This window comes from Roseburia inulinivorans DSM 16841, from assembly GCF_000174195.1.
GTDB classification, from domain to species: Bacteria; Bacillota; Clostridia; order Lachnospirales; family Lachnospiraceae; genus Roseburia; species Roseburia inulinivorans.
This window is the reverse complement of the sequence record NZ_ACFY01000001.1, coordinates 1-8,245: the sequence shown is the minus strand read 5'-3', so window position 1 is coordinate 8,245 and position 8,245 is coordinate 1. Positions and strand designations below refer to the sequence as shown.

The following is an 8,245-nucleotide window of genomic DNA, read 5'->3' as shown; positions in this document are numbered from 1 at the left end:
AGCAAAAATGCACAATATTCCTCATGCATCTCTGCAATAATTATTGCATAGTGTCTATATAATTCCATCAAAACCGCAATAATTATTTTATGCAACACAAAAAATATTGCATTTTTCCGGTGCGAATCATCCGCTTTTTCATGTTCGCTTATGATCCGCACCGCTTTAAAATATCAGCGTATTTTCTACTGATATTCCTTTTTTTACACCCAGACATTCTATTTTCTGTTTTTGTTTATCGTTTAAATAATAAATACGAATGCTGTCTTTTTCTTCGTCTATAATTTCCTGTAGTTTTCCTTTCAGCATGCGACACTGGGCACCATCTACAATACATTCAAAAACAGAATTTTGTACTCGTACTCCATAGTTTACACATTGTTTTGCTACTTTACGAAGTCTGCTCTTTCCTGCTTCATTTTCTGTATTAACATCATATGCAATCAATACAAGCAAAATATCACCTCTATTTCCACAAAAATGGCGGATATGCATCAATGTCTCCACGTAAATATCTTGCCAAAAACATTGCCTGCATATAAGGAACCATTCCCCACTGAATCTTTTCTTTTAAATATGGATGTATTATCTGTTCCTGTTTTCGCTTCTGCCATTCGTCAAGCACTCTCTTTCTGGCATCATCTGTCAATAAGATTGCTCCATCTTCTTTTTCTATAAAATCTGTTTTGCCCACCATCCTTTTATTAATAAGACGCAAAACAAAACGATCAGCCAGCGCAGGCCGAAGTTCTTCCATCATATCCAATGCCAGTGAATATCTTCCAGGTCTATCTCCATGTAAAAATCCGACACATGGATCCAGTCCAACTGTTTCTAACGATGCTGCCATCATGCTTGTTAATAGTGTATATACAAATGATAATAATGCATTTACCCTGTCCAGAGGTGGTCTTCTGTTTCTCTCATGAAAATAGAAATCTTCTTTTTGCTGTAAAATCAATTCATCAAAAACAGAAAAATACTGTGACGCAAGTTCACCCTCTATTCCCCTGAGTTGATCTTTGTTGTTACTGATTCTGATATCAGGTATTTTATCCCGAAGCCTCTCTGAAACAATTTTTAATTTATCTGCATCTGTCTGTAGTGAATGATCTCTTATGGTACGCTCGATTACCCACCGTCCATTATAAACTTTTCCGACAATCGTATTGCGTGCAATCTTTAGGCTTTCCTGCTCGTCTGCTGCAACTTCATACTGTTTCTTCCTCAGAAGCACATTTCCTTTTGTCTTTCCTTCTACCCTTGCCAGGAATGAGCCGGACGGCGTCAAAAATACAATTGAAATATTATTATCTGCACATTTTCCCATCAACGCCGGACTGGCTCCTGCTCTGCTAAACGTTACAATCATTTCAAGATTATGAAGTGGCATTCTTCCAAGCTCTGCACCTTCCTCTTTAATCACCACATTTTCTCCATCCAGAGATAAATATTTATTCTCGGATGTGATATAGAGAGTATTCAACAATTTTTTCATGTGTTATCCTCCAAATCTTCTGCCAATATATTATTCATGTATGTTTCAACATTTCCCGTTTTTTCCAGTTCCGGCAGACACAAATCTTTTAAAGAACACACATAACATGCTTTCTTCTTTTTTGCTTTTGGTGTATAACCTCTTTCATAATATTGATGCATTTCATCAAACATATCTTTTACGTTCTGCTTGATACCCTCTGTAATCTGAATATTAACACGATGCTTTATCTCTCCATAATACAATGCGCCCTGTGTAATTGTACAATCCAACATTTCTTCCAGACACATGGCCTGTGCAGCTACCTGCAGGATATCCGCATCATGATCTTTTGGTTTTCCTCTTTTATATTCTATCGGTAATGGCGTATATTTCCCACCAAATGTACGTATCAAAGTACCAGACTCATCTGCATGAAATTCCACAATATCACAAATCCCACTCACACCCATTATTCGTGAGAAAACCGGCATTCCACGAGAAATGATGATATCTTTTCTTTTCTCGTGGAATGCCCCATTATGCGCCTGTCTGTGCATAAAGTTTCCATCCATTGTCTTGTAGTTTTCAGTCCATTGCTGTTCCAGATGAATCAATGCCCATTGTCTTCTACAAAACGCAAAATGCTGTATCCCGGAGATCATCAGATAATCGTCTTCTTTATATTCCTTCAATTATTTCCACTTCCAATCCTGGTAAAGAATTTAATGTAAATTCGTAATCATCAATACTTTTTGGAAATTCTGTCTTCTTCTCAATTTTCAGTAAGCGATGAACTTTTGCAGAAGAATATTGTCCCATCGGGCAATTATGTTTCCACCAGTAAACCCTTACCACTTCCATGCTTCCGTCCGGTCTTGCAGATGATGCATCATTTTCAAAAAGCGTCCTGAGCGCTTCTTTTATCTTTTCCGCATCTTCATCTGAAAATCCTGTCTTTTCTGCAAGCTGATGATTAATACTTCCCTTCACGGTATACATGGCAAAATTAACACGATGCTTCATTCCCATCGTATCTGCCCCTCTTTTATCGCTTGTTTCTGAATTTACACTTTTCGTGATCTGTATGCTTTCAATATCAATAGGATCTACGCTGAATGCTGACTGAATTGTTACAGGTCCTCTCACTCCAACTGATACGGAATTTCCTTTGAAAGCAAATACCTGTCCAAATGCTCTCACATCAATCCACGTCTTACATGCAGCTTTTGCATATGCCTCATTATCCTTTGCTTTCAATGCTTTCTGCATCTCATCATTTGTCTTTGTCCTGTCTGCAAGACTCTTGCATCCATCATCACAGCGTTCTTCGCTTTGTATAAAAATTTTCTCTCCCATATCCTGCAGACGATTTCTGATTTTTCTTTTCAGACATACATCCGAAATCTCTCCGAATCCGTCAAAATCTTCTCTTGGACGATTTCCATTCAATGGATCCCCATTCGGATTTCCATGATTTACCATAATCACCACTTCAAAATCAATTTTGTTTGTAAATGCTCCCATTACTCTTCTCCTCCTTCATTCGACTTTTCGCCTTTTGATTTCATTAATTTTTCTCTTTCCTCGTAATAACCAAGTAAATATCTTTCATTCAAAGGATTGTTGTTGAATCCATCTGTTTCCCGAAGAACATTTATGATCTGCATTATTTCGTTTTCTATTTTCGCTCTTGCACCCGGATTTAACCGTTTCAGATATGCTCTCACTATATGACTATAGAGTCTTTCATAAGTGATTGCCGGACGTCTGGTATACACATTCCACATTTTCTTTGCATTGGTAAGTCTGTCATCTGTTTTACTTTCCTGTAAATATAGTGCTCTCTCCTCGACTTTTTCAAGGATAGCAAGTAATTGTCCAAACAGATAGCTTCTGTCTTTCTCTAGCTCCATACTATTCACCTTCCCATCAAATTCATTATATTTTATCATTGCACAAGCCACCGGCGCCACACAGTTCTGCCACACAAAAGAGCTGTATGCCTGTGGATTTGAAGCCCTGTTTACAGCAGCTTTCACAATATCGGCCGGTATTTTCGGGCTTAATCCGATAATACACGGTAAAATTCTTCGGATTGTAGTTTTTTTCAGTTTATCACTACATGCCAGATATCCTTTTTCCTGTTCTGTTCCATACGCAGCAAGTGCTATCTCATTTGGTGATGGCGCTGTGTTATTTATGAACACCCATTTTTTTGTTTCATGTAATTTTATCCATCGTGGCCAGGTACAATTCTGATGCCAGTGAAGAACTCTGTCTATAAATTCATTTCCCGGAACTTCCTGATAGTAAGTAACAGCTAACCTTCCTGTTGTTGCTGCATCAACCGACAAAATGATTACTTCATCATCCGGTTGGAGTTTTGCCCGGTATCCAGCCATCGCCTGATTCAATTTCTCTGCAAATTTTCTGTCGAGTTCTATGTCATCCTCGTCCCTGCATTCTGCTGCCCAGTCAAAATCTGCCAAAAATGTTTCCTGTGTATCTCCAAATAAATCAACTACATCCAACGCCAGATTAGAATCTTTTTCTTTTAGATTTTGTGGAAGCTTCCACACCACAGTCATCTCACCGTCTATATATTTTCCCTGCCTTGCTAATAGCCAGCGCAAAGCATTATGTGCTTTCTGCGAAGTTTCATATCCAATACTGGCAACCTGCTCACGATTCGCGAACCTTCCCCGGTAAGTAAAACCAGAGGTATCATTTGCCGAAAAAATCTTTGCTTTATCCCCGGAATTTCTGATTTTCGATGGATGTTTTTCAGAACATTGTATCTTTTCACCCGTCACATAATCTATATTACAATTATGCAAATTAGTCTTGTAATACTCGATAAAAGAGTGATACATTTCCGGCTCTTTCCACAATTCATGTTTTTCTCCATTATCCCATACTGCAAATCTTACCATCGCATCTTTTTGGGCAACTGACTGAATTTTATTTTCATTTTCGGACAGAAAACCATCTTCAGCCAATACCAATAATTTTGCTTTTATTAAATCCTGAATCAGTGTAGCTTTTTTCAAATAAAGATATACACATTGCAGCCACTTATTGGAAAATTCAGAGCTTGTCCATTTTCTCAAACTATTAATGTAATCATTATAGTATTCTGTCTTGTCCTCGTTTGTGTATAATGAATAATCTCCTGCAACATAGCAAAGTTTGTCACATAATGCATGCGGACAGCTTCCATTACTTCGTGAAGCCGAATCCTCGGTTACTGGGATAATCGTGATTTTATCTTCCCCATCCTTTGGAATGATTCCGGACAAAGCCGGCATAAATTTACCTTTTAGGTCAATCGTCACTTCTATCTGCGCATTTGCTGTAGAATGCGAGATTGGAAGTAAGATTGGATCTTCATTTACCTTTTTCCCCACAATCGCTTCGCATGCGTCATATGTTTTTTCAAGCATTTGTATCCAGCCCAAAAAGATTCCCCCTTTCAAATTCCCTTATTCCACAGAAATTTTTTTCGTCAAATGTTTTCATTTCCATTTCCGCAACTACTTTTCTGATCTGACATTCTTCCGGTTCCGGAAATCTAATCACTCCGTCTTTCATGTATGCATTCCATAACCGGATCGTCATATGCTTTTTCTCATTCTCCCTGACTGCTTCATCCGAATATGTAATTCCATGTACCATGATTCCAAAAGAAATATTTCCATCATTGTCATAGAATCCTTCTCCTTCCATCACTGTACAGGGTTCTACATATCCCTGACATTCTCTTGTTCCAAGAAAAATATCTCTCCTGCCTCCTCTTTCTAACATTCTTTTTGCAATTTGATAATGCTTATTCTCATTCCGGTCATTTACAAGATCCAGTCTGTTTTCATTCCATACAAAATGTGCTTTCACCCGGTATTCTACATCTTTTAAATATGTGTAAGATGCCAGATCGTTTCCTCCCTGATATTTTATCGGGCGCATTCCCTTTGACTCTGTCCGTATTGGATGCATCACTCTGCACTCATCAATCACCCACGTAAACGTAGGTTTCCAGTAAATACTTTCTGTGATTCCTTTCAATGCCTGATACGTTGGCACCTGATATGACAGTTTTTCGCCTCCTGTTTTCGTTAATGGATCGGTGAAAAGTGCATATTTCCCATAGACTTTATATTCTATTGCATTTTCTCTTTCCATTCTTCTTTCCCCCTTTTTCAATAATATTGTAATACAAGTTCATTGAGCAGTCCTTTTTCCATATCATAATTTTTAGCTACATATACGTCTGGTAAAAGCCTGCTTTCTTCTATCACTCCATTTTGTAAGCATTCTTTTAATTTATTTTCATAAACAGACACCGTATAACGCTGTATCTTTCTTAATAATCTTTTTTATCAGATACCGTCTGCGCTGTTTCCAGTTTTTCAAGGATATCCATTCCCTCTTTATATGGAACTATCACTGTTTTTCCCTCTTCCTGAATCGGTCTGTAGTTTTCTCCTGCTGTTTTAAATGCCTGTCTGATGAAATGTTTCCGTTCTCCCGGAAATCCACTGCTCAATAATTTATATATTGTTTCGCCTTTTCCTATATCATAATCCATTTTATTGCTGACTTCCTTATAATAAATTTCATAATACCAATCCATCCACTCTGGGAAAATAATACTCTCCGTACTATTGGACTGATTATATTTTTCACAGACTTCTTCCGTTTTCTTCTGAGCTGTTCGAATCACCTCAAATTCATCTCCAACTAATTGAATTACAGTAACCCTCCCCTGCTCCATTTCCCCGTTTCGGTTGCAACGACCTGCCGCCTGTGCGATATTGTCCAATCCTGCAAGTGAACGATAGACATGATTGACTGACAGATCCACTCCCGCTTCTATCAGATTTGTACTTATAATCAAAACTTTTTCTGTACTATTTTTCAGATAATTTTTTATGCTTTCCAATTGATCACTCCGATGTTCCGGACATAAGTTTGTTGTCAGATAAAAAATCTTCACATCTTTCAATTCTGCTTTTATGTAATCAAAAAATGTTCCAACCGTCTCTTTTTTATTCAAAATTAGAAGTATTGTCCGTTCTTTTTGGAAATCATGGCTTATCCTCTCTCCCAGTGATTCAAATGTGTCTGGCTCATTTATTTCAAAAGAGATGTTCGTACGCTGAAAACGCTGAAAAATATCACACACTCCTGTGACCATATCCTTAGGCGCTGTATATAGAATCTTTCTTTTTATATTGCCAGATGCCAATTGCGGTTGGGTGGCTGTACACAAAATAATAGTCGCATGACATACATAACATAAGAAATTCATCATAAGATTAAATGTGTGTATTGTCTGCACCGGCAGTGCCTGCCCTTCATCCACAATAATCACTGAATTTTTCAATTGATGAAAACGGCGGATGCTTTTATTTTTCTGTGAAAACAACGTATACAAAAATTGAATCATAGTTGTACAGATAATCGGTTCCTTCCATGCAGTATCTATCTGCTTCTCCTGTTCATCAGAATTGCTGACATTTGAGTGATGTTCCATCACCCATTCTTCGTTTCTGACTGCTTTCTTTATCACTTCAGTGCTTTGTTCTGTGATGGATATGAATGGTGATATGTAAAATATATGGGAAACTTCCGGTGTTTTTCTCTCTGCTGCCACTTTCAGTGCATATCCCAAAGATGCTAACGTCTTTCCCGCACCTGTCGGAAGTGATAACCGATATATTCCATATGATGTCTCTGAGAAATTCATACATTCTTCTCTAATCTTTTTTCGCAGTTCGAAGATTTGTTTTTGTTTCTCTGTTCTGAGACTTTTCTTTGCTTCTGTTTCCAGCTTATCCATATATTGCTGATAATTTTTCAAGGCTTTCTGATATACGTTTGCAGTATCCATATTATCATCAAGCATACTGTCACCCATTGCTCTTGCCGTATCTGTCCAGTCAGAATCGATTTGCAAAGACAAAAGCAATCGTTCCATACAGCTCATATAAAAAATCTCTCTGTGCCTTCTGTCTGTCCATTCTGACAGATTTGTTTTAATGGTTTCAAAAAAGCGGTTATGAATTCACCATATGCCTTTCTCATCTGACTGCATAACATATCTTTTGTAAAATGCATTTCTTCAAACCACAGTCTTGCAATTTCATCCAGTTTTTCTTTTTCAACCACATTCAATCTGACTTCAAACTTGTCTTCGCCATCTTCATCTATGCAGTCATAAATTCCATGATGTGCCGTAATCGTATATGAAATAAGCTCTATCAAAAGCCTCATATCTTGAACTGAATGATAGGGACTGTTCTTAAATTCCTGCATTAATAATTCAGCTCCTGCAGAGCTATGATTTACTGCTCCCCTTTTGGGTAGATCATCTTCTTGCTTGATATATGCCTGAAATTCAGTACTAAACTTTCCTGCATCATGCAATTGCAGACAAAGTGTAGCTAATGTTCCTATTCCTATCTTTTCTCCTTCACTCTGTGCATACTGTCCCGCTTCCAGTAAATGTACTGTTAATTCCTGCTTTTTTTCATTTTCCTTGTGTGCCAGATACATTTTTCTTTCCTCCTATCTTCATATTATTCTTTCATATCCTGTTTGTCAATATATTATCCATATTATAGAATAATATTTTTTACCAATTGACATTCATACGTTATTATTTATAATAAAGATTGTCGTATTTTACTACGCGGATTGAAAATATAATATGGAGAATATTGTTCTCCTTCAGCAGGGTTTTCCCTGCTGATTTTTCATTACTGA

Annotated in this window: 8 protein-coding genes; all 8 read right to left on the bottom strand. The window is 37.4% G+C overall.

Annotated features, from left to right (window positions below; genetic code table 11):
* Positions 1–165 precede the first annotated feature (165 nt).
* Entirely contained in the window at positions 166–456 is a 291-nt protein-coding gene (gene cas2, locus ROSEINA2194_RS00040) for a CRISPR-associated endonuclease Cas2 (RefSeq protein ID WP_044926640.1), read from the bottom strand.
* A gap of 10 nt (positions 457–466) precedes the next feature.
* Positions 467–1,498: a type I-C CRISPR-associated endonuclease Cas1c gene (cas1c, locus tag ROSEINA2194_RS00035; protein ID WP_007881877.1), complete on the bottom strand. Its 1,032-nt coding sequence runs from the start codon at positions 1,496–1,498 to the stop codon at positions 467–469.
* Positions 1,495–2,172, bottom strand: a complete 678-nt coding sequence (gene cas4 / locus ROSEINA2194_RS00030; protein ID WP_007881874.1) for a CRISPR-associated protein Cas4 — start codon at positions 2,170–2,172, stop codon at positions 1,495–1,497. Before cas4 ends, cas1c begins: the two co-directional genes overlap by 4 nt.
* A complete protein-coding gene (gene cas7c, locus ROSEINA2194_RS00025) occupies positions 2,159–3,004 on the bottom strand; it encodes a type I-C CRISPR-associated protein Cas7/Csd2 (protein ID WP_007881873.1) in 846 nt (281 codons plus the stop codon). Before cas7c ends, cas4 begins: the two co-directional genes overlap by 14 nt.
* Positions 3,004–4,938, bottom strand: coding sequence for a type I-C CRISPR-associated protein Cas8c/Csd1 (cas8c, locus tag ROSEINA2194_RS00020; protein ID WP_044926639.1), 1,935 nt, complete (start codon positions 4,936–4,938; stop codon positions 3,004–3,006). Before cas8c ends, cas7c begins: the two co-directional genes overlap by 1 nt.
* Positions 4,916–5,659, bottom strand: coding sequence for a type I-C CRISPR-associated protein Cas5c (gene cas5c, locus ROSEINA2194_RS00015; protein ID WP_007881871.1), 744 nt, complete (start codon positions 5,657–5,659; stop codon positions 4,916–4,918). Before cas5c ends, cas8c begins: the two co-directional genes overlap by 23 nt.
* A 181-nt stretch (positions 5,660–5,840) precedes the next feature.
* Positions 5,841–7,466 (bottom strand): CRISPR-associated helicase Cas3', encoded by a 1,626-nt coding sequence (cas3, locus tag ROSEINA2194_RS00010; RefSeq protein WP_007881865.1) that lies wholly within the window; start codon positions 7,464–7,466, stop codon positions 5,841–5,843.
* On the bottom strand, positions 7,463–8,035 hold the full coding sequence (locus ROSEINA2194_RS00005) for a CRISPR-associated endonuclease Cas3'' (RefSeq protein ID WP_007881863.1): 573 nt from the start codon (positions 8,033–8,035) through the stop codon (positions 7,463–7,465). The genes cas3 and ROSEINA2194_RS00005 overlap by 4 nt, the downstream gene beginning before the upstream one ends.
* Positions 8,036–8,245: the final 210 nt, after the last annotated feature.